At 57.0% G+C, this 249-nt stretch carries 1 pseudogene; it reads left to right on the top strand.

Annotated elements, in window-relative coordinates:
• Positions 1-132: 132 nt before the first annotated feature.
• Positions 133-249 (top strand): annotated as a pseudogene (locus SJH88_RS19595) (IS5/IS1182 family transposase); the annotation flags it as partial.

Raw genomic sequence — 249 nt, 5'->3', positions numbered from 1 at the left:
AATCCGCTTGGCATTCCTGCACCAAACGTACGGCACGTTCACGTACCTCTGGGCTAAAACGAGCAGCTTTAGTGTTCATGACTCAATCCTCTCAGGAGTTGAGCCTCCACGGAAGCCGGTGCGATTCACAACCTGGGCCGAGTGCAAAGTGTGCTGTGCGACAGCGGCTACACCGGCAAGCCTTTTGAGCAGGGTGTGCAGGAGATTGTGGGCGAGCACGTGACGGTGCAGATCGCCAAGAGGAGTGAG

This window comes from Comamonas sp. GCA5 (genome assembly GCF_036541385.1).
GTDB classification, from domain to species: Bacteria; Pseudomonadota; Gammaproteobacteria; order Burkholderiales; family Burkholderiaceae_C; genus Comamonas; species Comamonas aquatica.
The sequence above is the reverse complement of the archived record's forward strand: the minus strand, read 5'-3'. Positions and strand labels throughout refer to the sequence as shown.